This is a genomic window from Sphingobacterium sp. Mn56C, assembly GCF_049319645.1.
Taxonomy (GTDB): domain Bacteria; phylum Bacteroidota; class Bacteroidia; order Sphingobacteriales; family Sphingobacteriaceae; genus Sphingobacterium.
This window is the reverse complement of the sequence record NZ_JBMOUC010000001.1, coordinates 937,342-961,159: the sequence shown is the minus strand read 5'-3', so window position 1 is coordinate 961,159 and position 23,818 is coordinate 937,342. Positions and strand designations below refer to the sequence as shown.

17 protein-coding genes and 1 CRISPR repeat array are annotated in these 23,818 nt (G+C 38.9%); all 17 genes read right to left on the bottom strand.

Features of this window, described 5'->3' with window-relative positions:
* Positions 1 to 16: 16 nt before the first annotated feature.
* Entirely contained in the window at positions 17 to 1,597 is a 1,581-nt protein-coding gene (locus ACL9RF_RS04110; protein WP_422799321.1) for an ATP-dependent DNA ligase, read from the bottom strand.
* A complete protein-coding gene (locus ACL9RF_RS04105; protein WP_422799320.1) occupies positions 1,594 to 2,607 on the bottom strand; it encodes a ligase-associated DNA damage response exonuclease in 1,014 nt (337 codons plus the stop codon). Before ACL9RF_RS04105 ends, ACL9RF_RS04110 begins: the two co-directional genes overlap by 4 nt.
* Before the next feature lie 189 nt (positions 2,608 to 2,796).
* Complete coding sequence (arsB, locus tag ACL9RF_RS04100) at positions 2,797 to 3,828, bottom strand: ACR3 family arsenite efflux transporter (RefSeq protein ID WP_422799319.1); 1,032 nt, start codon at positions 3,826 to 3,828, stop codon at positions 2,797 to 2,799.
* Between the two features lie 3 nt (positions 3,829 to 3,831).
* Positions 3,832 to 4,446 carry a low molecular weight phosphatase family protein gene (locus ACL9RF_RS04095; protein WP_422799318.1) on the bottom strand — a complete coding sequence of 205 codons (615 nt, stop codon included), beginning with the start codon at positions 4,444 to 4,446 and terminating at the stop codon, positions 3,832 to 3,834.
* A 17-nt stretch (positions 4,447 to 4,463) separates the two neighbouring features.
* Positions 4,464 to 4,937: a DUF6428 family protein gene (locus ACL9RF_RS04090; protein WP_422799317.1), complete on the bottom strand. Its 474-nt coding sequence runs from the start codon at positions 4,935 to 4,937 to the stop codon at positions 4,464 to 4,466.
* 87 nt (positions 4,938 to 5,024) lie between these two features.
* Positions 5,025 to 5,354 (bottom strand): ArsR/SmtB family transcription factor, encoded by a 330-nt coding sequence (locus tag ACL9RF_RS04085; RefSeq protein ID WP_422799316.1) that lies wholly within the window; start codon positions 5,352 to 5,354, stop codon positions 5,025 to 5,027.
* A gap of 212 nt (positions 5,355 to 5,566) precedes the next feature.
* Positions 5,567 to 6,985, bottom strand: a complete 1,419-nt coding sequence (locus ACL9RF_RS04080; RefSeq protein ID WP_422799315.1) for an alanine racemase — start codon at positions 6,983 to 6,985, stop codon at positions 5,567 to 5,569.
* Between the two features lie 30 nt (positions 6,986 to 7,015).
* Positions 7,016 to 8,854 (bottom strand): FAD/NAD(P)-binding protein, encoded by a 1,839-nt coding sequence (locus ACL9RF_RS04075; protein ID WP_422799314.1) that lies wholly within the window; start codon positions 8,852 to 8,854, stop codon positions 7,016 to 7,018.
* Entirely contained in the window at positions 8,818 to 9,792 is a 975-nt protein-coding gene (gene sbnA / locus ACL9RF_RS04070; RefSeq protein ID WP_422799313.1) for a 2,3-diaminopropionate biosynthesis protein SbnA, read from the bottom strand. The genes ACL9RF_RS04075 and sbnA overlap by 37 nt, the downstream gene beginning before the upstream one ends.
* Positions 9,793 to 9,877: 85 nt before the next feature.
* Complete coding sequence (locus ACL9RF_RS04065; RefSeq protein ID WP_422799312.1) at positions 9,878 to 11,992, bottom strand: catalase; 2,115 nt, start codon at positions 11,990 to 11,992, stop codon at positions 9,878 to 9,880.
* A gap of 225 nt (positions 11,993 to 12,217) precedes the next feature.
* Positions 12,218 to 15,308: direct repeats of the CRISPR family, unit length 30 nt; unit sequence ATTTCAATTCCAACATGGTACGATTAAAGG.
* Positions 15,309 to 15,513: 205 nt separating this feature from the next.
* Positions 15,514 to 15,777, bottom strand: a complete 264-nt coding sequence (gene cas2, locus ACL9RF_RS04060) for a CRISPR-associated endonuclease Cas2 (RefSeq protein ID WP_422799311.1) — start codon at positions 15,775 to 15,777, stop codon at positions 15,514 to 15,516.
* Between the two features lies 1 nt (position 15,778).
* On the bottom strand, positions 15,779 to 16,786 hold the full coding sequence (gene cas1b, locus ACL9RF_RS04055) for a type I-B CRISPR-associated endonuclease Cas1b (protein WP_422799310.1): 1,008 nt from the start codon (positions 16,784 to 16,786) through the stop codon (positions 15,779 to 15,781).
* A gap of 20 nt (positions 16,787 to 16,806) precedes the next feature.
* Entirely contained in the window at positions 16,807 to 17,316 is a 510-nt protein-coding gene (gene cas4 / locus ACL9RF_RS04050) for a CRISPR-associated protein Cas4 (protein ID WP_422799309.1), read from the bottom strand.
* Between the two features lie 2 nt (positions 17,317 to 17,318).
* Entirely contained in the window at positions 17,319 to 20,129 is a 2,811-nt protein-coding gene (gene cas3 / locus ACL9RF_RS04045; protein ID WP_422799308.1) for a CRISPR-associated helicase Cas3', read from the bottom strand.
* Positions 20,098 to 20,868, bottom strand: a complete 771-nt coding sequence (gene cas5b / locus ACL9RF_RS04040) for a type I-B CRISPR-associated protein Cas5b (protein ID WP_422799307.1) — start codon at positions 20,866 to 20,868, stop codon at positions 20,098 to 20,100. The genes cas3 and cas5b overlap by 32 nt, the downstream gene beginning before the upstream one ends.
* A gap of 61 nt (positions 20,869 to 20,929) precedes the next feature.
* Positions 20,930 to 21,853 carry a type I CRISPR-associated protein Cas7 gene (locus ACL9RF_RS04035; protein WP_422799306.1) on the bottom strand — a complete coding sequence of 308 codons (924 nt, stop codon included), beginning with the start codon at positions 21,851 to 21,853 and terminating at the stop codon, positions 20,930 to 20,932.
* A gap of 8 nt (positions 21,854 to 21,861) precedes the next feature.
* Positions 21,862 to 23,808: a hypothetical protein gene (locus ACL9RF_RS04030; protein ID WP_422799305.1), complete on the bottom strand. Its 1,947-nt coding sequence runs from the start codon at positions 23,806 to 23,808 to the stop codon at positions 21,862 to 21,864.
* Between the last annotated feature and the right edge of the window lie 10 nt (positions 23,809 to 23,818).

Below are 23,818 nucleotides of genomic sequence, written 5' to 3'. Positions count from 1 at the left end.
GAGATGTAAAAAAATCTTACTTAATCAACCTTTTAATACCGTCGAGATCATCAATATCCGCCACCGTTTTATCCCTACGCCAGCGAAGGATACGTGGAAACCGTAACGCTATACCCGCTTTATGCCTCGTGCTCCAGCCAATACCTTCGAAAGCAAGCTCAAACACAAGCTCCGGTTTTACCGTACGTACAGGGCCAAACTTTTCAATAGCATTTTTAGTAACGAAGCGGCTGACCTCCTGTATCTCCTTATCCGTCAAGCCAGAATAAGCCTTCGCAATCGTCACCAGTCTATCACCATCCCTAACCGCAAAAGTATAATCGGTATAATAATTACTACGCCTTCCACTACCCTTTTGCGCATAAATCAATACCGCATCCAAGGTCATTGGATCGATTTTCCATTTCCACCAATCCCCCTTCTTTCGCCCAACATGATACACCGAATCCTTTTTTTTCAGCATCAAGCCCTCACTATTATTTTGACGACTCTGCTCACGCTGCGCAGCCAACTCCTCAATCGTATCCACCACGATTAAAGGCGACAACAGCAAGGCAGTATCCTGCTGGCGGCCATAGAGATGCGCCAAAGTATCCCTACGATAAGCCAACGGCTCTTTTCGTAAATCCCGACCATTTAGTTCCAATATATCATACAACAACATAGACACCCTAACCTCCTGCAAAAGCTTCTTTGAAAGCACCTTGCGGTTCAGGCGTTTTTGTAAAACACTGAAATCCAATACAGCAGCGCCATCCACCGGAAGTATCTCTCCATCCAAAACAAAATCCCCGTCCCAATTTAAAATATCAGCAACAATTTCCGGAAACTGATCCGTCACCAATTCCTCACCACGGCTCCATATAAAAACCTCATTAGCCCGCTTAATAACCTGCCCCCGTATACCATCCCACTTCAGTTCCACCTGCCATTCCTGCAAGGGCATAATGGTTTTTGACACATCTTCCAAGGGGTATGCCAAGCAAAAAGGATACGGTTTAGATAAACTAGTATCCGCATATTTCCCATGAATAAGATCATCAAAACTAACCTCATCCACCTTCCAGTCGCCCATAATACTATGTGCAACATCACTAGCTTCGAGCTGGTAATGGTTAGCAATAGCATTTATAAGCCCCTTGCGCGAAACCCCTACCCGAAAACTGCCCCCCAGAAGCTTATTAAAAATAAAGCGCTGTTGATGCGCCAAGCCCCTCCACGACGCAGTAACATACGCTTTTTTCTGCTGATCGGAAACCTGCTGCAAAGCCAATATCTCCGCCATCCATTCCGAAAGGGTTTTATCGATAGAAAACGTTGGATTAGGCAATAATAGAGAAATAGTCTCCCCCAAGTCCCCTACGCTGGCATAACACTCCTGAAACAACCAATCCGGTATGCCCGTAATTTCCATAACCCAATCTTTCATAAGATTCGTATGCACAGCACGCTTTGGCCGTTTACCCGTAAACAGCGCCAGGAACCACACTTTATCCGAATCAGAAGCCACCTGAAAGAAATCATCCATAGCCTTAAGCTTTTGGTTGGTCTTATTGGTACTATCCAAGGCATAAATCAACGCGGCAAATTCTTTCATTCCCCACCTCCCTCTAAGCTATCCACACTATGCTCATCCCCAAATTCAGTTTTCACCTCCTCCGATTCCATACCAATTTCATTCAGGAATTTACTAAACACCGCAGTCTGCCCGTGGGTGACATACACCCTATCCGCTTGCGTAGCTTTAATAGCCTCCAATAAATCCGGCCAATCCGCATGATCGCTAATGGCAAAACCCGCATCAGCACTACGCCACCGTCGCGCGCCACGCACCGTCATCCAACCCGAGCACAAGGCATACGCCATGTTAGGGATCTTCCGCAGCATAGCACTATCCACCAAGGCTGGAGGCACAATGACAATACCCTGATTCAGGTATTTAACATCTTCCCTAAAGTCAACCACCTGGTAATCGGGGAGATGAATTCCGACACTTTTATACGCTTCGTTAAGCCTATGAATGGAATAATGCACATACATAGGCCCCATACCACTAATAGCCTGCATAATACGCTGGGCTTTACCCAAAGAGTAACCAACAAAAACAGATGTTCGCCCATTGTCGCGGTTATAACCAACCCAATCCTGAAGCGCAGCATTCTGTTCCTGAACCGTCTTCCATTGATAAATTGGCAATCCAAAAGTACTTTCCGTAACAAACTCATGGCATTTTACCGATTCGAAAGGCGTTGATAAACCATCCTCCTGCAGCTTATAATCGCCCGAGATAACCACAACCTTACCTTTATACTCCAAACGAATCTGAGCAGAACCAATAATATGGCCGGCGGGATGGAAGGAAACCTTCACCTGGTTAATACGAATACTTTCCTGATAGCCAATACCCTGCACCTGAATATCCGCACCAATTCTACTTTTTAAAATAGGCACCGTAAAATGATGGCACAAGTACTTTTTCATGCCCGAACGGGCATGATCAGCATGGCCATGCGTAATCAGAGCCATATCCACCGGTCTCCAAGGATCGATATAGAAATCCCCTGGAATACAGTAAATACCCTCTGGACGAAATTGAATAATCCGCATATAGTTGTAACTATATTTTCGGAAAAAAGTTTACTTCAGCAGCAAGATTTCCCAAAAGCTCGCCACAAACGCCCCAGCATTAACAAAATAAAGACCTAAACACCTAAACCCAATAAATCATAACGCACCTCCTTACAGTAAAAAAAGTAAAAAGGAAGGAAAAGCGACGATCCACCAGCAAACAACATATCAACTGTAGTATTTCTTTTTAAGCCATAGACTAATCTTTACCAATACAATAAGCACCGGAACCTCCACCAGCGGTCCGATGACACCCACAAAAGCCTGCGGAGAATGGACACCGAAAACCGCTATCGCCACGGCAATGGCGAGTTCAAAATTGTTGCCTGTAGCCGTAAACGCAATCGCTGCATTTTTGTCGTAAGGAACATTCAATGCTTTATTGAGGAAGAAGCTCACAAAAAACATGAGTATAAAATAGAAAACTAAAGGTAGAGCAACCTGCAACACATCCCTTGGCAGGTCTACTATTTTATCCCCTTTAAGACTAAACATCAATACAATGGTAAAGAGTAAGGCATACAATGTTACTGGCGATATAAGGGGTAAAAAACTCCGGTTATACCAGGCTACCCCCTTATAGTTGACAAGAAAGTGACGGCTCAGGAAACCAGCCAAAAAAGGAATACCCAAATACAACATTACAGATTCGGTCACCTCTTTTATAGACACGTTAATCTCCCTATTAGGCAACCCCAATATACCAGGCAAAACATTTAAAAACAACCATAACAGGAAACTATACGTAAAGACCTGAAAAATACTGTTTAGTGCCACCAATAATGCCGCATACTCCCGATTTCCTTTGGCCAAGTCATTCCAAACGATAACCATTGCAATACATCTTGCCAGGCCAATGCTTATCAGACCGACCCTATAATCCGGTTCATTGCCTAGAAACAAAATGGCCAAGGCAAACATTAAAAGCGGTCCAATAATCCAGTTTAGCAATAAAGAGATACCGATAACTTTTCTATCTTTCAAAGCAATAGGCAGTAATGTATAATCAACTTTAGCCAATGGAGGATACATCATCAAAATCAAACCTACCGCCAGCGGAATATTCGTCATGCCAACAGATAGTGAATTTATGCGATCCGAAAAGCTCGGAAAAAAGTGCCCTAAAGCAATTCCCGTTAGCATGGCCATAAATATCCACACCGTAAGGTAACGATCAAGAAATTTTAGTTTTGGCGCCATACCTTAGGTATTGATTTTTGAACAAACGTAAAACATCTCCTCCGCAATTTGCAGGCTCCTTTCCAAATAAACCTGAAACTGCTCGGGCGTATTATCCGAGTGCTTAGGATCTTCATAAGTAATCGATATTCTTTTATCCGCAGCCGCAATAAAAGGGCATCCTGCGTCAGCATGTTCGCAGGTCATGACAGCTGCGAACGCCGACACCGGATTGAACAGACTGTCATACCTCTTAGAAAATCCAATTATTGGCGCATGGTTATCCTTATATTTTATGGCATAAACAGGGTTATTGCCCGCATGAATAGTAAAAGTTACAAAACCCTGCAAGGATAACGTCTCTACAACTGTAGGGGACAATGCAGTCTCCTCCGTGCCCCCCGAATAACACAACATCTGTGGTATACCGAAATAAGCAGCAGCAACCTGGGCCCAAACCTGCGATAAATGGCTCCTGCGCGAATTATGCGTACATATAAAGAGGAGCTGTATCTGCTGCCTATGGTTTAAGCTGTCCTGAATAAAAGCGATCAAAGGCGCTAACGTTTTTCTACGTTCAGAAGCCTCAATTTTTGTCCAGTTTAACTGTCGTATGGTATTGGATAAAATAGAATACATAACACCTTTATCCAACATTAACAACAACCCGAGTCGGGCGTACAACAAGACGATTGATTTACCCCTAAAACGGATACCTTTGTCTTTGGAGTTTGTGGAGGAATACCACAAGCATCCTGCGCTAAACAGGCCGTAGTTTTATTTTTAAGGAGAAAGGTAGTACCGTTGAATGCTAAATCAAACTTGCCTATGGTACCGCGCTGATATTCTACCTCAATCTCCCCATCCTCTATCCCTAATTTTTCTTCTGAAAGTTTGATAATATGCAAGAGCTTTCCAGGTTTCAACCGATGTTCAAAGTCATCGGCATTCCATAATTGAAAGCTGACTGTTTTCTCCTTCCGAATTACGCCAGCACAATCTATAAAATTTTTGAAGACCTGTCCGACCTCGGTTACGTGAAAATGCTCCGGAACAAAAGTCCCGTCTTCTAATTGAAATTCAACATTTTCTAATGCTGGTAAGATTTCTTTAATTTCTGATAATTTCATAACACGAATTTTTAATTTATATAAGAGATAATTTAACTATAAACGACATATAGCAATATTACGATATTGAGAGTAAAAAAAAATGCCCTAACAGCATTGATTTACCTGCACATCCTGGTTAAAAAAAGCATTAAATTCCGCTTGATATTGCCTCCATACCTGCTCGTCGATACAATAACAAACCGATTTTCCTGCTATGGAGCCCTGAATAATTCCTATTGCTTTTAATTCTTTTAAATGCTGCGAAATAGTTGCCTGAGCCAACCCCAACTCCTCAACCAAATCATTACATATACAAGCTTTTTGGTTGATGATATACTGCAGGATTGCTATTCTTGCAGGATGCCCCAAAACCTTAAGCAGCGCTGCAAGTTTATTATCCTCGTCTTTATACTGGTCTGTTTTTGTTACTCCCATTTCTACAACTATTTATATCGCAATATTACGATATTAAAATTCAAATTTCAAAATTTTTTATTTTTTTCTATACGCGATCTTTTCTTAAAACCATTTTCACAAAGAAAATCAGCATACTGCCTACCCCCTTTAGCGGTATACATTACCCCTAAAAAAAAGCCCTACCCTAAGGCGGACTTTGTTATATAACAACCATTGAAACCAGCTACACGTTAATCTGCATTAAGATGAAGTAAATTATTCTCATACATAAGATTCTTCGCTAACTCGAATAAATGTGCTTCAGACTCAAAGAAGTGCATCATATAACCCGCGGTATTTGGAAAAATGACGAGATCACCTACCTGTGGAAACTGCGAGAAAAGAAGCTTACGTTTTAATATCAACTCCTGTTCCAGGCAATACGCCCCGACCAGATAACCTTCAAAAGAGGCTAAACCTGCGGATTCCTTAATCTGTGGGATATGAATCGGGTCTAAAAGAAAATCTGCGCTAGAACTTCGCAACTGCGTACGATTCATCTCCAAGCCAAAGAGCCAGTTACCCTCCGCATCCTTCTTTCTGAAAGCCACCCTGGCCACTGTAATGCCACATTGATCCAACAACGACCGACCCGGCTCCATACGTAATTCCAGCTTACGGTCGGCAAGCAACTTAAAAATTGTTGTGTTATAAGCCGACGATGTAGTCGTCAATATGGCTTTCAAAATGGCATCTTTACTTAACGGACTAAAATACGGATAGACGGTAGGTTCACCATACAGCGTATCGTTTACCTTCACAATTCCCAAGGGATCATTTTGATAGGTAATAGGTTCCCTTTTCTCCAATACGGCCAATTTAAGCTCCCGGTTAAAATCAGCCCATTCCTGCTCGCTGGCAAGGTAATTCATTAAAATCCCGCCGCCGATATCTAAAGAATCTGTAGGGATACCCTGCGCTGCTAAACTATCGATAAGCTGCAAGGCTTGCTCGATGGCCGCCGTTCGTTGCGCCACAGCATACCCATTTAGGTGAAAATGCAAACCTGAATAGGTAACCCAGGACTCCTCCTTATGGATATGGTTTATACAGGCAAACGCTTCCTGCAAGGAAAACCCAAAGCGTGTGGCTAAGGTTTTGCCTTCAAAGGTGAAACCACCCAACCGAATGTTAATATTTATTTTACGTTGCTTTTTCTCCACAATTTCTTTCAGCAAGTGCCATTCGTCGAGATTGTCCAAGACTACGGTTACCTGATGGTCGACAGCTAGTTCAAGTAGCTTTCTATTTTTCACTGCAGCGGTCAGAATAAGGTCTTTGCTCGCTATCCCCGCATCGAGGCATTGCTTCAGCTCCCTATAACTCGCCGTATCAGCCCCCTCACGGAGGCGCGCCGCAGCCAACGGAAAGGCCATGCATTTATTCGCCTTCCTGGCAAAGAAAATTTTATGCCGTAAGGCATAGGCATCGAAAACAGCCTGATATGCCGCTATATTTTCTTCAAAAGGTTTTATGCAATGTATGTTTATCGGGGATTCATATTGTTCGATAGCCGAGAATAAAAGATGCTGTTGGGCTATTAATTCCGCTATCCATCGGTGAATTAAGGGGGTTAATGAAAGGTGAGGTATATCTGGATTGTTGTGCATGTCTTATTTTTTAATGATGCGCTATTTACTTTAGCGCCTGTTGTCAATACGTTCAGCCATTGCGGCGCCCCATAGGCTTATGAGGTTATTCTTTGTACGGGATAAGGAATCGTTATCCAGCAAAAAACCTTCGGTATTACTCCCGTAGGCATACAAGGACAGGTCCTGCTCTGCTTGCAAAACCCTTCCATTTGCAGCCATGGCTATGCAGCCAGGCATATATTCCTGATTGGCATAAGGTTTCGCTAGGTTATTATTCAGCAAGTTGTGATACAGGTTCGAATTCATGGCCATCAAATTAGGCCGCGCAATACGCGCATCTATGATATAATCAACGGGTATAGCCCTATTTTCACCCTGCAATACAAACTGATTATTAGGCTTTTGGTGAATTACCTCCACATTTTGGTCTGCGTGAACCTGCATTATATTTGCCTTTAATAAAGCCCTTATTTTTTTCATATTTTCGATCGGCGGACCGTAGCTTGTTCTCCCAAATGCACTAAACAGTGCCTTATCGATATATTGCTGTGAAGCACCTGTAAAGCCACCTTGAGCATATAAAGAGGCAATCATCGGACTAGCCTCGCGCCAAACTGCGGCCGCCTCCATCAGCGGACTAACCAACTCTCCTTTTTCGGCCTCAGCAATTAAAAAGTCGATATAGCTGATGTAGCTTTCCTGCGCTGTTTCCTGCTTTGGAATCCGCGGAAACAACAAATCATTGGCTTTAAATCTTTCGTTTTCTGGCAACATTTGGATATACGCCTCCACCTTTGATACTTCTCTTGTTTGCAGCATGGTGCTGTAATAGGCAAATTGTATTTCCTTTTCCAGCCAAGGTAATATTTCGGTATTAAAGTTTATTTTTCGCTGCTTGCGCAGGTTTAGCATGTCGTCAAGCCACTTCTGGTTTAAATAATGCAGGGTATAGCTCGTTGACCCAAATATTGGACCACGCGGCATTATGGGGAGCTGGTTGCGGGAGAATGGAATAATTACAGGCTCATTTCCACTGGGGAAGTAATCTCCGGAATCTCCGAAATATCCCCCTCTACCCTCAGACAGCTGCAATACCACATCAATACAGGTTAATCCCCATCCGATAACACCAACACTTTTATGAGCTGGAATTGCATCTAATTGCTCCACCGGGTACGGGTTTATCCAATAATTATCCGGTATACCGTTATCCCGGAAGTCCAGCAACGGCAGGTTACGGTAACAATGACCGGTACAAAGGACCACATTGTCGACCCCTAGTTCAAGAGTATCCGTTTGGATGAGCAAATTCTCCGTACCATCAGTTTGAATACTACGCACCTCCTCTGCCAGGAGATGTAAACCTACATTTGCAGGCATAGCAAGCATAACCTGCATAGCGACATACTGCAAATAGCTGCCAACCAATGCCCTGGAAGCATAATCTGTAGGATCAACCTCCACATCCCGATTCTTAAACTTAGCAATCCAATCTACCAAATTAAGACCATCCTCAGGCGTTTGTCGCGTTCTATCCCAGGCATCAATATGGCCTATGCAATAATTAATAAGTAAATAATCAGGCTGCTCCACTTGGTAGTTAGGTCCCGAGCCGAAATCCTCCGTTTCGTTCCACCAAAAGATCTCAAAAGGCCCCACATTCTCCACCGCCGATAAACGACTAAGTAATTCTTCCAATGCATACAAGCCCTTTGGTCCGCCACCAACAATAGCGATTTTAAAAGCTGAAGAATTATAAGGAAGCACAGCAGCCGAATCCCGATAAATCTGTCGCGCTATAAATGCCTGCCCAGCAGAAGCCTCCGGCACCATATCTAGGGTTTTCCAAATCATAGCGTTAAGGATGTGAAGTGCTGCTTTATCCATGCGTCAGAATAAATGGTGTTGAGGTATCTCTCGCCATTATCTGCAAATATTGCAACCACCGTTGCAGCATCGGGTAAATCGTTAATTTTTGTTTCCAGGGCTTTCACAATAGCACCCGAAGAGCCGCCGACCAAAATGCTCTCCGTTTTTAGCAGATGATGGCAGCCCTGTACCGACTGGCGGTCTGAGATCCACATAACCTCATAAACCTGCTCCGGAATTAAGAAGCTCGAAGCCCGACTCGCGCCCATACCAGGAATAATTCTTTTTTGGGGTTCATGACCAAAAATCAGGCTACCGACCGCATCAATGGCTATAATCTTGGTATGCGCCTTGTGCTTAACAATAGCATCACCAAAGCCCCGTAAAGTACCACAAGTACTGGTCGATATAAAAATATAGTCAGGGGCTTTCCCTAAACTATCCCTAATCTCAAGAAACGTTTGTTCATGCGCCAAAGGACTATCCATATTATGGTACTGATCCGTCCAAAAACTGTTGGGTATTTCCTTTAACAGCTCCTGCACTTTCGCTAATCGGGTATTCAAGTATCCCCCTTTTCCGTCGTGTTTATCCACCGTAACAATTTCAGCCTTAAAAGTTTTTAATATACTTGTGCTCAACGCATTGATATGCGGATCTGTTACCAGGATCAACCGTAAACCAAAAAAATGACATATCCGAGCGAGTCCGATACCCATATTTCCCGATGTAGATTCTATTATCGTGGTGCTGCGATTCACAATACCCCTATCCAAAGCATTCTTAATAATAGCATAAGCTGTACGATCTTTTATGCTACCCCCCGGATTAAACATTTCCAGTTTTCCATACAAATGCACCTTTGAATCGGCAAAAACACGATTCAAAGGTACTAATGGGGTATTGCCAATAAACTCTAAAATGCCCAGATCATCTGCAATTTTTATCTCCTGCATAGTAGCTCGATTTTAGTGTATTTAAAATAATCTTTTACCTCTTGATGGGCAGTAAGACCCTCATTAAAGGGTTGTAAACAGTATACTACGCTTGCACTTTTCTAGATTTTTCACGTTCCCATACCCGATAACCTTTCACCACATTTATAAAATCGTCGATCAGCTTTTTCTTACTGCCTAATATCACCCCCTTATCCTCTTTAACCAAGGTATGTTTAAGGAGCGACTCTGCCCCCGGCGCAAATGCAAGCGCTTTACAATGCCGGAAGCCCTCATTAATACATTGTAAATAATCGGGATTTGCGGCTAACTTCGCCACAGAATCACCTTCAGGTGTATAAAAAGCATCATACAATACAGAAGCATCTGTAAGAAAAGTATGTTGAATATCTTCGGTATCCCCCTCTAGAAACTTCAATTTCCCCACATGCGAACCTATTAACACAGCTTTTGCGCCCTCTTTTTCTAGGGCGTCTCTCATTGTATCCACCGAGGCCTTGCTAACGCCATCATCCAGCAAAAAGGCAATCTTCAATGTTTGCAGCGTTCCCTCACCAGGTTTTATCTGCATACTTAAAGCATCCGATTTCTGAATTTCAGGCTTTTTCGGCTGTATTGGATACTGCGGATGGTTTTGACGCGCAAATTGCAGGGTCAGTGGATCCAGCTCCTTTGGAGGAGTTAACCCAAGGTTATGACCAACTTGTTCAGCTAAACCTTTCTCCACCTGGTATAAGATCGCCAGCTCACGGCGGCGAATATCCACATCATCCACCTTCGATAATTCAAAGCTAAATGCCTGAACTATATGCTCCTGTTCTTCTGGACTTTGGGAATTAAAAAATAAGCGCGCCTGCGTGAAGTGGTCTGCAAAAGAGTCAGCGCGAGCACGAACCTTTGCCGCATCAATTTTCTGCGCATGACTTTGATAACCACCTTCCCCTTTGAGTTTAGCATGAAAAGGACAACCCTCGGCCTTACTGTTCGGAAAGTAACTCACGGCACCCTTTGGTATATCAAAACGAGAGAAACCATCTTTTTGGTTGTTATATTTCCCATTTATGGGCCGATTAATTGGTAACTCGTGGAAATTTGGCCCTCCCAGACGATAATTTTGGGTATCCATATAGGAGAAAATTCTACCTTGCAGCAGTGGGTCATCCGAAACATCAATGCCAGGAACCAAACGCCCCGGATCAAAAGCCGCCTGTTCAGTCTCTGCAAAGAAATTCTCCGGGTTACGATTTAAAGTCATCGTACCAATAATACGTACCGGAACAAGCTCCTCGGGAATAAGTTTTGTAGGGTCTAGTATATCAAATGAAAACTTCATTTCATCCGCCTCAGGTATAAGCTGAACCCCCAAATCCCATTGCGGGAAATCCCCCCCATCAATGGCCTCCCATAAATCACGACGATGAAAATCCGAATCGAAACCAGAAATTTTCTGCGCTTCATTCCACGATACAGCGCGCACACCCAAGCGCGGTTTCCAGTGAAATTTAACGAATGTAGCCTTCCCCTCTTGATTAATAAATTTAAAAGTATGCACACCAAAGCCCTCCATCATACGTAAACTTCGTGGAATGGCGCGGTCCGACATGACCCACAACGACATATGTGCCGACTCAGGCATTAACGATATAAAGTCCCAAAAAGTATTATGCGCCGAAGCTGCCTGTGGCATTTCATTATTAGGTTCCGGTTTTACAGCATGCACAAGATCTGGAAAATTCATCGCATCTTGAATAAAGAAAACCGGAATATTATTTCCTACCAAGTCATAATTGCCCTCCTCGGTATAAAACTTGACTGAAAAACCACGCACATCCCTAGCTAAATCCGTAGAACCCTTAAATCCTGCTACAGTAGAAAACCTAGTAAATACAGGCGTCTTTTTACCTTTTTTCAAAAAATCCGCCGTTGTGAATTCCGAAATATCCGCTGTAGCCTCAAAAATACCATGTGCTGCCGATCCACGGGCATGAACCACGCGTTCGGGAATTCGTTCACGATCGAAATGCATCAGTTTATCCAGGTAGATATGATCCTGCTGCAAGGCCGGTCCTCTGTTTCCTACTTTCAGCATATTGTTATTATCCTGCACAGGCACACCATCATTGGTGGTCATAGTCTTCTGGCTGTTATCTATAACATACTGGTCAACCTCATTTCTTTGTATTCGCTTTTCATTCTTCATAGTTGATAAATTTATTAGGTATTATACTTTCTATCCTTTATATATATCCAAAACAATTAACCCACTGCATACCAATAAACACCATAATCCGTTATTCGTTTTACAAGCTTATGTTAATTAATTAAAATGAATGAGGGCGCAGCGCGAAGATTCAAGCTCAACCTTAAGGAAGTTCACAAAAGATCGTAAAAAACAGTAGGCAATGTAATTACAAACCCAACTTTTATTTCAATTCCAACATGGTACGATTAAAAGCTCTGCCGCCTCTCCTCCAGAAACATTTACAAAGGAATTTCAATTCCAACATGGTACGATTAAAAGGTGACATTCGAGATATAGAAGTTTATATTAGAAACTTATTTCAATTCCAACATGGTATGATTAAAAGAAAAACAGTTCCAAATGTATCGCGCGCTGAATGAAAATTTCAATTCCAACATGGTACGATTAAAGGTTATTGGTTAACAACAAAACCAGCTTATTAGACAGGAATTTCAATTCCAACATGGTACGATTAAAGGTTTCCAGTATGTCATCCATTTTTTTCTGCTCCCAAAGATTTCAATTCCAACATGGTACGATTAAAGGAAGACGGCGAGCGCTTGGGCGGCTTCGCGGCTTCGCAATTTCAATTCCAACATGGTACGATTAAAGGCCAAGTAGCTTAACATAACACCGATAGAACCGAAAGTATTTCAATTCCAACATGGTACGATTAAAGGTTGTTGTCGTCACACCATAAATTAAGAGCTTCGTAAAATTTCAATTCCAACATGATACGATTAAAGGTTGGGAGATACTTTTACACCATCTTTATAAAGCCAAACATTTCAATTCCAACATGGTACGATTAAAGGAAGTTTGTGGAAGCCTATGTAAAATTAGACAACCTTAATTTCAATTCCAACATGGTACGATTAAAGGTGGATATACGACCGTACGGGCGAACGTCTGAAAAGCATATTTCAATTCCAACATGGTACGATTAAAGGTGTGCGAGGTAAACAGTAAAACCCGTATTGATCCCAATTTCAATTCCAACATGGTACGATTAAAGGCGCGGTCGTCGAACCTGGAGAAGGCCCCTAAGTTTATATTTCAATTCCAACATGGTACGATTAAAGGGACCTTGTTCCAGCCTGAGGAGCTCCCGCAGATCCTATTTCAATTCCAACATGGTACGATTAAAGGATTGAAACTAAACCAAATTGAAGCATAACGCCACGTATTTCAATTCCAACATGGTACGATTAAAGGCATCCGATGCTAAAATATCGATGCGTTCCAGGGTAGATTTCAATTCCAACATGGTACGATTAAAGGGGCGGTGTAAGGTTTGTAATTCTACATTTTGCCATAGATTTCAATTCCAACATGGTACGATTAAAGGTGCCTGACCCTTATCCGCTCGACCTCGTGCTGGAACATTTCAATTCCAACATGGTACGATTAAAGGTTGCTCCAATTGCTGTATTTGGTCGAACCTAATTAATATTTCAATTCCAACATGGTACGATTAAAGGAAAGATAGAATTCTCTATCAGCCAAAACTTGAAACATATTTCAATTCCAACATGGTACGATTAAAGGCGGTGCCAATGGGTCAGGGTGATGGACGTCTTGTTCAAATTTCAATTCCAACATGGTACGATTAAAGGGTATCGAACGATCCGGAGAACTCGCCCAGGCGGACCTATTTCAATTCCAACATGGTACGATTAAAGGCCTGCAGTACTGCAGAATCGTTGTAATTATTATTTGATTTCAATTCCAACATGGTACGATTAAAGGCCGCGACGAGTAAATGGGGCGGTAATTGGTTTTTATTTCAATTCCAACATGGTACGATTAAAGGCGATGCTGATTTAACAGAGGTTGAACAATGGGCAGAATTTCAATTCCAACATGGTACGATTAAAGGATCAAGCTCCAGCAGCTATCCGGGGGCGCCCTCTATGATTTCAATTCCAACATGGTACGATTAAAAGTAACCCCTATAAATAAATTTCTAGGCAGATATGTAGAATTTCAATTCCAACATGGTACGATTAAAGGTGTAAGCGCGTTGCGCAATGTACGGCGCGTCTTGTAATTTCAATTCCAACATGGTACGATTAAAGGGAGTCCGATGATCCTGGCATCGGAGCAGTTACAAATATTTCAATTCCAACATGGTACGATTAAAGGAAATTATAAAAGGTAAAGGTAAAAGGTAAATTAATAATTTCAATTCCAACATGGTACGATTAAAGGGGTATGTGGATCTTTGGGCCCAGGTGGTCCTGCTGGAATTTCAATTCCAACATGGTACGATTAAAGGCCGGGCTAGCGATCGGCACCCTAATATCAAAAATAATTTCAATTCCAACATGGTACGATTAAAGGGCAAGGTCCACGGCACACGCTCGAACGTTTCTTGAATTTCAATTCCAACATGGTACGATTAAAGGAAAGAACCTGCACCCCAATAAATATATCGTCCCTATTTCAATTCCAACATGGTACGATTAAAGGTTACGCAGGATATGAAAATTACGGCCGAGGTGGGCAAATTTCAATTCCAACATGGTACGATTAAAGGCCTTTTCTTATTTTCCTCCTTTCTTTTTTTAGTTGTATTTCAATTCCAACATGGTACGATTAAAGGTTCTATTACCATACTACGCTAGTAATACCAGTTTTGAATTTCAATTCCAACATGGTACGATTAAAGGCCCTATAATGACAGCTGCAAGCCTGGGGCTATACATATTTCAATTCCAACATGGTACGATTAAAGGATTACACACGAACAAGCAGTAGAATTATTGGAGTGGTATTTCAATTCCAACATGGTACGATTAAAGGAAAGTGGGGGATGTAGTGAAAGTTTGGGATTATGAATTTCAATTCCAACATGGTACGATTAAAGGATGAGAAAGATAAGAATTATAAAACCAGTGCTACTATAATTTCAATTCCAACATGGTACGATTAAAGGCATAACTTCGCTAGGTCTACAAGTGGATTCACACTAAATTTCAATTCCAACATGGTACGATTAAAGGTTCCATATTTCCGCTATAACCGCTAGAGATATCCATATTTCAATTCCAACATGGTACGATTAAAGGTCTGTGTCCCTCGATAATTAATTCGTTACCGTTGTGTAATTTCAATTCCAACATGGTACGATTAAAGGGCTTTTTAGCTTTGCCCGTTATCCAGGAAGAATTACAATTTCAATTCCAACATGGTACGATTAAAGGGCCAGATCCGGGCGCATCATCCAGGTACCTTTGGATATATTTCAATTCCAACATGGTACGATTAAAGGCCGTATGTTTAACGGCAAAAAAGCCTACTATAGCAGGCAAAACAAAGATACATATTATCCTTTAGCAGTTCAAAATTAGTCGACCAGTAATAACCGATTTTACCCAAGGCATCGACAACCTATATAAAAGCCTAAAAATCAGTTAACTACAATTAACAATAAGATGTCAAAGAGCGATATTTGGAATACATTGTATCATCGACAACTAAAGGAAGGTATCGAGCTCATTTTTTTCCTTTCCAATAACCTGTTTCTCAAGCCATTTTAACTGCCTACTCTTAAAAATAATAATGCTATCCTTTTCATTATCCATAAACAATTTGGCTTTCGTTAGAAGTTCTTGCAGTTTCACTTCAGAAATTTCACCTTCAAACACCGAATTCTGTATCCAATTAAGGTAGCGTCGACAGAGGTTAAGCATTTTAGTCACCTTTTTATCTGTGACATCATAAACGAGTATTACATACATATTACCAACGTGCTTTAAAAGGTTTATACTCTTCCAGACCTAAGATATGCTTACTCAATTTATAACATTCAAGTTTAATCAAATGTTTATAACTAACATTGCGTTTCAACACAGGATGTTTAAATGTTTCGTTTATACGCTCTTCCCAAACTCGCGTAAAAGTCTTCCTCCCAGACTCCTTCAATAAACAACTATTAATTTGATGATCAAAGTCCTTCGCCTGAATTTCCTTTTTATTCAATAACCTAAAAATCAAACGATCGACCAGTAAAGGTTTAAAAATCTCCGCTAAATCCAAGGCTAACGAAAAACGCCTATACCCAGGTTCATGTAAAAAACTAATTGTTGGATTAAGCTGTGTATGATAAATTTGACTCAAACAGAGTGTATAACAGAGCATATTCCCGTATGAAATTAATGCATTAATTTCATTTTTAGGTGGTCTTTTATTTCTATTCCCCATTCTAAAATCAGCAGATATGATATCGTCAAAAGCCTTATAATACGTTTGTCGGATATTTCCTTCGATACCCATTAGTTCATCCACAGCCTTAGCATCTGTTATCAATCTCGCATAGCGATCTATATCTTCTAAAAGATGAGTCAAATTCTTTTCTCTATTAATATAATACCGCAAATTCTTCGTCATATTAAAAGCAGCACCTGAGACAAATTTCTGTGCAATAACAATTCTTGTCTTCGGGTTTATATATTGCTTCGTTTGTTCTATCTGCATCTTCCCTGCTAAGAGATATTCCTTTGGAGAAAAAGACCCTGTATAATGTTCATAATAGTCAAAAAAATGTACCGCAATTCCAGCCTTTCCAAGAAAATTATACAAGGCAGAATTCGCGTCTAAACTTCCAAAACAGAAGAGGTCTGAAACACCCTCAACGGGAATATATTTAGGAACACCTTCTTTTCCATCTTCATCTAAAGGAACAAATTTCAACGTATTATCCTTTCGGCTCATACGCCCTGGATTGAATAGATAGTATGTTTTTTTCATCCTTTAACTTTTATAAAAATTTAATCCTCTTCTCCGACATAACAGAAATCTTGATAACTGCAGGATTTACAAATCTGCGCATGAATAACATCGGGACAAGCAACACTTTCACAAATTTGTTGTATATCAGTTTCCCATTTTTGAATTAGCAGCACATCGCTCTCGACTAATAAAACTCGCTCACGCTGGCGTAACTTAGGATATTCAATAATGCCTGTAGCCCCAGCTACACCTACCTGCTGTAAACGATAGAGATAGTACTTTACCTGAGCAATATGTGCCCCCTCTACCCTATCAGACTTCTTGACCTCATGTATTACTTTATTACGGGCATCATAAAAATCAATTTTCACATTCCCCAATTGCAGTTCCGTATATTTTTCGGAACGATCTGAATAAGAAGTTTCTCCGATTAATTTACCCTCAGCCACTATATCGGAGCTATGTTCCATGCGTATACCATGATAATGCAGCCATAATTCACGCTTGCATATGTGATAGAGATTTATATGTGTAGCATTAATCAGCATAATTATAAAAATTGAGTTTCTTCGATACCATTAAATGCAAGCTTATCCAGCCCCCTTTCTACATTATAAAAATCCCTCCAACGTTCCAAATATTGATACCCATATTTAGATTTTTCTAAATCACTGAAATGAATTATTTGTTGTTCAATCTTATCAGAAGAAAACATGGAAATAACATATTTAGACAGTATACTTTGAAGGACTTTTTCACGAATTTTTTGTTCCATAAAATCAATTCGATTATGAATAATATCGATATATAGATCAAATACTTGAACACCAGAAATAGTTCCTTCTCTTGATGGATAAATTCGATTATTAGCTAAAAATTTCAACTCTATATCATTAAAAAATGCTTTTTTATTATCATGGACAATGGCTGGTAAGAATATAGGTAGGTCCAATGGAACAAAACACGCTATATTTTTTGTTTCTATTAATTTAAATTGTTCCTGTACTTTGGTAAATCTCAAACCCTCGATGTGCCTTTGATACTCATTAAAGTTCACAAAAAGCTCCTTATTATTCCAAACATTGCGATCATTTAAAACTAAATCATATAACAGATCGAAATCCTTAGATTCAAGAATTTTTTTATACTGAGCAACAGTGATTTTTTCTTTTGTTATTTTTAGACGTGAATCCTTGCCATAAATAGTAGTTTCCCTATTATAGTTAAAAAGAAATAGTTTACAGTTATGCTTATTCACATTCCGGTTTATACGTCCAGCTAACTGTTCATCTGAATCTATAAGTGATCGATCCTTAAATCCTAAATCCATATCGATATCAACACCAGCTTCAACAACTTGCGTTGTTATAAGTAATATCTTTTTCGTACGATTATGCTTACTCTTTAAATAATCAATGATATAACGTCTTCTATGTTCTAAAATAGATCCGGAGAGCACAAATATTTCATCAAAGAATTGATGTTTGCCCAACAGTTCATAAAAGGAACTTGCCGATTGTTTATAAATAAATTCAACAATGGTAAAGACCGAACCCTTAGGTTTTGCCATTCCATAATCTTCGTTAGCATAAGCTTGTGATTCTAGTATAACACGATCCATCAGTTCATCGAGTTGCAAATCTGAACGTTCAAAATATTCAAAATTGAATTTTACGCGTTCGGAAAAATTAGGATTTTGAAAATACTTTTGACGTGCTTCAGGTATCAAATAGACAAAATCATTCACCTTTTCTTTCAATACCTCAAGTTTATCTAACTTAGGAAGAGTAGCTGACATTAGAATAAACTTAATATTAAAAGCCTTGGCGTAGTACTTTATAAAATAAATAATTTTATCCCAATGGCTGGGATTATAACTTTGGAGTTCATCGATAACGACAACAGAGTTAGCCAAGCGATGAAGCAAATAATTAGCTTCTTTTTTATTTGTTTTTAAAATATCAAAAAAGCGAATATGCGATAATAAACTTATTGGATAATGTGCAAATAGATTGGCTATATAATTAATCCTATCCTTACCATAAAGAGCATCATTATCATTCTTCTCCGCAATCCCCGACCGACTATGAAATTCCACCAACTCATCTGAAGCTAAACCCAATGTCTCTGCTAATGTTGAATACGTTTGTGTAATTAAAGTCGTAAAAGGAAAAACGTAAAACACCTTATTTAGGCTACCTTGATATTCTTTCAATAATTCAAGCGTAGCTAAAATAGACAGATTTGTCTTTCCTCCTCCTGTCGGTGCTTCTATATAAAATAGGTTTTTAGTTAAATTACCACGTATATTTCGAAGTACCTCAATCCCCATTTCCTTACGCAATATATTCAGATTAGCACCTGACATTTCCTTTGGACCTAAAAGGGTATACCCTTCCAAATCTGAATAGGTATGTGCATTAAAATTAATTTTATGATGTTCCTGATCTAGAAACTCCGTTTTTGTTGCGTAAGCATAAATTTCATCAATCCGACTCTTGGTTAAAACACCATAATCAACTGGCGGTAAACCGCTTAAATACTCGTTAGTCGCCAAATAATCCGAAGCAGTAAGCAGCGAAAAATTCAACTTTATTAATACAAAGGCGACACTTGATTTAGAAAAAAATTTCAGAATATTATCTTCTAAAAATTTTCTATTGCCTAATAGAGAGATGACATTTGGATGAATATCATATTGATAGGCATCTAAATAAGTAGACAAGAAATCTCTGATCTCCTTCTCATCCCTATTGGCAAATAAATTCGCCATACTTAAGGTCTTTATTAAGTTATCATTCAACTCATAAGCATGATGCTTGAAAATACTGTAGGAAAAATAGAATGCGGTGGCTACTAGAAAATACAAATTTTTGCCTTCTTTTTCTTTAAGTAGATCGTCAATATGTTTGGCCAGATAAATAAAGGCGCCTAGCGGGGCGTGGGTATTAAGGATTGGACTTTCTTTCTTATACTTTTCATGAAAATGAGGATTTGTCATCTTAACTACTTGAAAATTCTCATTTACCTTTCCAAAATCATGAAAATAAATACTGTTGATAAAAAGTTTTTTAACCTCATTGCCGATGTTTTTATCAGTTATATCGTAATCGGTCAAATAATTAAAAATAAGCCGATCGATTACAGCATCTAAATGATGTTTATCAACCAAATCAACAAAATAAGTATTCACCAAATCTACATGGTCAGCCAGCGTTTCCGGAGCATGCTGCGACCTGTTATCCTTAGATTTATGAGCCCAATAAACTTCCCCGTTAATCAAATACGTATGTAACGGGGAAGCTTCAGCTAGAAAGCTTCTAACACTTTTATAAGAATTGAACATAACCTTTCCGTTCATTCAGATAATACAGATCTTTCAGTTGCTCTGTTTTCTTAATTTTATATGTAGAATACACAAAGTCGCTAAGTTGATATTGCATTAATACTTCATTTATAGACAAAGGCAAGCGCTCAAAATAAATAAACGTCTGAACTTGATTATCGAATTCTAAAAAGTCTGGATACGCCACTTCTTGCTCATCTTTTAAGGTATATACTTTCTCAAAAATGCTTTTAATTTCAACACTTTCACCTCGATTTTCGTTGGCAAGGTGAAAATTGTATTCTTTAAAGCTTCCCCTTTCCCACCAAGCTGTAAATTCATTTTTACCAAAATATGGAATATACGTGGCCTGAGCAGTAGCAAGCTGCTGTAGAAGCTGTGTATGGAGGTCATCTTGTTCATCTAATAAAATATAAATACGATAAGCAGGACTAATCAGCGTCAATTCTTCCGTCAGGAAGTTGGCCCCTTTATTTGCATAACCAATTGTATTACTATACCGAATACTTGTTTTAGCAAAATTACCACGATCGTGATTTAACGGTTCAATCCCTATTTTCAAATTCTTTAGGCGCGTATAATATGCGGGCAGCACTCCCTTTTCCTTGTAACCGTCCAAACCCAAAATAGCACCTAAAATACCCAAAACAGCAGGTTTGTGGATAATATTATACGACAGATTAATCGTATTATTGGTATCAGGTTTTCTAAAAAACCCAAATTCTGATTGTAAATCTATAGATACTAATTTCATATATGTGTTGCCAACAGATTAAATGCGTTCTGAAGAATTAAAGTCTTCAGGAATACTTCAATTAAATTTCAAATACTAAAGCTCCTTCTGGTTGATGTATTACCTTAGTCAAAGCTTTATTATAGTACAATTCAATTTTATGAATATCGGCAGCAATATGTGCTTCTTTCAGTAAAGATTGTACGTTAGAGAGATCTATTTCTTTGTTATCATTAACCTCGATTAAACCAACAAATGAAGGCAATACTGTTCTTGCATTTTCCTTAAGCTCCACCCATAATAACAATTCATTTTCAGTACCTGATTTTGCTGCAGAATCATAATAGGTTGCTCCTTTACGTAAACCCTCTTTTAATTTATCAATATCGGCAATAGTCAATCCTTCTCCATCGACACGAGCAATATCATCGGTTATATTTTTTGGATTTACAGAAAAATGATGTACATAATGCCCTTCTTCCAATCGGGATTGAGAGCCTAAAGTCGTCATGGTGTTATCAGCACTCCCCTCATTCGAATTTCTAAATGGAGACATAATTTGCTCCGAATAGATTACATTTTCAGAAAACTTATTTAAACCATGTGTAATCTGACAAGTACCATGAATGGAAATATTCGTTTTCCCAGCATACGTGCCACCAAATAGCTTAACATCAATATTCTTTAATAAATTGCCTAAAACCTCCAACCGCAATTTTGATTTATCTTTATCCTTTTCATTTTTAAACTCCTTGTAATGTAACAAATACGTCTCGTCTAAACTTCTAGGCGCCATATTCTCACTCAAGGACTTGAAGTAGAACACATTTTCATTTAAAGCATTTTTCCAGTAATTTCGAATAGTGTACTTCAAGGCTTTATCTGTGGCATAGACAATTCCGTTAGGCAGTTTACGTGGCTGTCCAGAAAAGTCTGCATTATAATTAGAATTAATCGATTTGATTATTGCTGCACCGTATACGCGGTTTTTAAAAGTCGTGCTCATAGCTTTTATTATATTGATTTAATCGAACTAAACAATTGGTTTTTAGCGAATACCCCAGAGAGTATTTCAGGTAGTAAATGCTTTATATTAGCTTCGGTCTCATAGCTTAATACAAAGGCTGCGGCTCGTTCGAAATTACGAGAGAAATTGACGTGTTTGTAGCGAGCTACATCATTCGCAATAGCCTTCTTGAATTCATTGCATTTTGATTGCTGTAAATATGGCTCTAAAAGCTGATAACTATTATCTGCAGACTTGCTTTTACTAATAAGGTAATCTATAACCATACCTGCAGTAAAAGCAAAATATCTATCGTTAACATCCCCTGAAAAGCCTTCTTCGGCAACGACCTCATCGACGAAGCTTTGGTAATCTTTAAGTTTACTTCCCATATTTATTTTAGATTTTTGTTTATTAAAAAAATGTTGCGCACTATACCATATATTTAATTTTTTTTTAATCCCATAAACATTAGATTTTTTAACGTCATCCTTAATGGCATTAAAGACTAACTCATCAAAGACATATTTATCAATAAGTTGGCGTTGAGACTTGTAGACAAAATCATATATGGCCTTTCTATATTTTGAAAAAGACAAATAGGTAAGATCTAAGCCCACATAATCTTCTTTACTTAAATCTGCAAAATAATCGACTCGCAACCATTTACTTTGGATTAAAGGTTTAAAAATAATCTGTTCAAATTGGAAGATGTTTTCCAGCAAAGCATATTGTTTTAAGCCTTTACCTTCTCCTTTACTAATTTCAAACAGATTATCTATTTTTAGGGGAGGATCTATCTTATAGTCAAATTTGCTGACGAAATCAAAATCTTTAAAGACAATACCATCTACAGTATTTTGCCAAAATAGCAAGTAGTAATTACCAATATCATCGACATTTTCAAGGATCATTTTATCCAAAATCTCTTTGAAGGAAAGTTTAAAACCACTCTCTCTAAAAATTCCGATGACTTGCTGTTGTAACTCATCCTTATAAACGAAAATTGGCAAAGGATTAGGAACTGTCCGATTAGGTAATAGGTTTTTAAACTCATTCAGTAGTTTAGCTTCAACATTTGATATACGCCAAGAGATATCAAATGGTGCTGTTTGATGCATTAAAAATGGCATATTGCTATTAAAACCATTCATAAAATTGCTTGTCCCGTATATTAGACTTTCCCCATCAGGAACCGTATTATACTTATCCGTATTGAACAATTTATCATCTAAATACTTTTTATGAACATTCTTATAGGAGGATAAAGGCTCATCGAGATAAAAAATAATATAATCTTTATCTGTAAGTTCTCTAACTTTTAACAACTGTTGATCCAATTCTTGAAGTTGAGTTTTAAATAGTTCCTTTTCAATTTTATCGTTACTATCTTTATTACTTGCCTTTATCGACTCCTGTTTTGCAATTAAAACCTTCCTTTGTTTCTGATTATCACTTTCTATTTTTTCTAAGATACTCGAGAAATGAGTTTGGGTAAAAAAATGCTTAAAAACATCATAGGCTTCTTGTTCGGATTCGTCATCAAATAATTGAAATGATTTGGTAAAGTAATTCGCAAAGCGTTCGTAGATTTGCTTTTTTTTACTTTTTGCGTTTTCTTTATACTTTTCTCCTCCTTCTAAATGCTCCTTTTTAAAAGCGACTACAAAGGGAGAGCATGTATGAATTGCTTTTGTAGGTAAATCAAAACATTTATTTGTATCGATACACCAAGCATTTTGATGTAAAAGTTTACAATTTTCTAAAAATAAACTAGGTGCATCTTTCGTTTTTTTGGAGAATATCTCATGTTGAAAATCTCTCATATTAATACTAGAAACTTGCGCTTCAAGCGTCTTATGTATTAGAATATGTAAGCCTTCTTTAGGAAGAGAACCTAGATTTTTAAACTCTTCTGGTAAGGTGTCAGTAAAATTTACTAGTTCTTTTATCATTACTTTGCAT

Bases quoted from the DNA above. Each gene is read 5' to 3' on its own strand.
- cas2 (WP_422799311.1), bottom strand. From the start codon at position 15,777: ATGTATGTAATACTCGTTTATGATGTCACAGATAAAAAGGTGACTAAA.
- cas4 (WP_422799309.1), bottom strand. From the start codon at position 17,316: ATGCTGATTAATGCTACACATATAAATCTCTATCACATATGCAAGCGT.
- ACL9RF_RS04110 (WP_422799321.1), bottom strand. From the start codon at position 1,597: ATGAAAGAATTTGCCGCGTTGATTTATGCCTTGGATAGTACCAATAAG.
- ACL9RF_RS04095 (WP_422799318.1), bottom strand. From the start codon at position 4,446: ATGTATTCTATTTTATCCAATACCATACGACAGTTAAACTGGACAAAA.
- cas3 (WP_422799308.1), bottom strand. From the start codon at position 20,129: ATGAACGGAAAGGTTATGTTCAATTCTTATAAAAGTGTTAGAAGCTTT.
- ACL9RF_RS04035 (WP_422799306.1), bottom strand. From the start codon at position 21,853: ATGAGCACGACTTTTAAAAACCGCGTATACGGTGCAGCAATAATCAAA.
- ACL9RF_RS04105 (WP_422799320.1), bottom strand. From the start codon at position 2,607: ATGCGGATTATTCAATTTCGTCCAGAGGGTATTTACTGTATTCCAGGG.
- sbnA (WP_422799313.1), bottom strand. From the start codon at position 9,792: ATGCAGGAGATAAAAATTGCAGATGATCTGGGCATTTTAGAGTTTATT.
- cas1b (WP_422799310.1), bottom strand. From the start codon at position 16,786: ATGAAAAAAACATACTATCTATTCAATCCAGGGCGTATGAGCCGAAAG.
- ACL9RF_RS04090 (WP_422799317.1), bottom strand. From the start codon at position 4,937: ATGAAATTATCAGAAATTAAAGAAATCTTACCAGCATTAGAAAATGTT.
- ACL9RF_RS04030 (WP_422799305.1), bottom strand. From the start codon at position 23,808: ATGATAAAAGAACTAGTAAATTTTACTGACACCTTACCAGAAGAGTTT.
- ACL9RF_RS04080 (WP_422799315.1), bottom strand. From the start codon at position 6,985: ATGCACAACAATCCAGATATACCTCACCTTTCATTAACCCCCTTAATT.
- cas5b (WP_422799307.1), bottom strand. From the start codon at position 20,868: ATGAAATTAGTATCTATAGATTTACAATCAGAATTTGGGTTTTTTAGA.
- ACL9RF_RS04085 (WP_422799316.1), bottom strand. From the start codon at position 5,354: ATGGGAGTAACAAAAACAGACCAGTATAAAGACGAGGATAATAAACTT.
- ACL9RF_RS04065 (WP_422799312.1), bottom strand. From the start codon at position 11,992: ATGAAGAATGAAAAGCGAATACAAAGAAATGAGGTTGACCAGTATGTT.
- arsB (WP_422799319.1), bottom strand. From the start codon at position 3,828: ATGGCGCCAAAACTAAAATTTCTTGATCGTTACCTTACGGTGTGGATA.
- ACL9RF_RS04075 (WP_422799314.1), bottom strand. From the start codon at position 8,854: ATGGATAAAGCAGCACTTCACATCCTTAACGCTATGATTTGGAAAACC.